Source organism: Paenibacillus marchantiophytorum, assembly GCF_014640555.1.
GTDB lineage: Bacteria > Bacillota > Bacilli > Paenibacillales > NBRC-103111 > Paenibacillus_E > Paenibacillus_E marchantiophytorum.
The window spans coordinates 1-523 of sequence record NZ_BMHE01000159.1; the positions used below are offsets into that span (position 1 = coordinate 1).

At 45.7% G+C, this 523-nt stretch carries 2 tRNA genes and 1 rRNA gene; all 3 read right to left on the bottom strand.

Annotated features, from left to right (window positions below):
- Positions 1–101 (bottom strand): 23S ribosomal RNA (locus tag IEY34_RS36430); the annotation flags it as partial.
- 216 nt (positions 102–317) lie between these two features.
- Positions 318–393, bottom strand: a tRNA-Ala gene (locus IEY34_RS36435).
- A 19-nt stretch (positions 394–412) separates the two neighbouring features.
- Positions 413–489, bottom strand: a tRNA-Ile gene (locus IEY34_RS36440).
- Positions 490–523 lie beyond the last annotated feature (34 nt).

Consider the following 523-nt stretch of genomic DNA (forward strand, 5'->3'; position numbering starts at 1 on the left):
CAAAGCCTGCTTACGGCTCCCCGAGGCATTTCGTCGTTCGCCACGTCCTTCTTCGGCTCCTAGTGCCTAGGCATCCTCCGTGTGCTCTTTCTAGCTTAACCTAGAAAAAACTTTAAAGATTTTGTGCAACCCGAAGGTTAACACAACCTAAGTTCTTACTTTACGTTTGTTTCGTTATCTAGTTTTCAAGGAACAACGTTGTTGCAATGTGAATCAATTATCCTTGCCCTATGTCAGCAGCGAAAGTTATCTTATCACATCTTCTTACTGCATTTCAAGTCGAAATTCCTTGGAAATTCCTGTCTTAAAATGTCTTTTGGTGGAGCCAAGCGGGATCGAACCGCTGACCTCCTGCTTGCAAGGCAGGCGCTCTCCCAGCTGAGCTATGGCCCCATATGATTATGAAAATAATTGGTTGGCCCTAGTGGACTCGAACCACCGACCTCACCCTTATCAGGGGTGCGCTCTAACCAGCTGAGCTAAGGGCCAATATGTGTTTGGGATAAACTTCCCAAAATAAAAA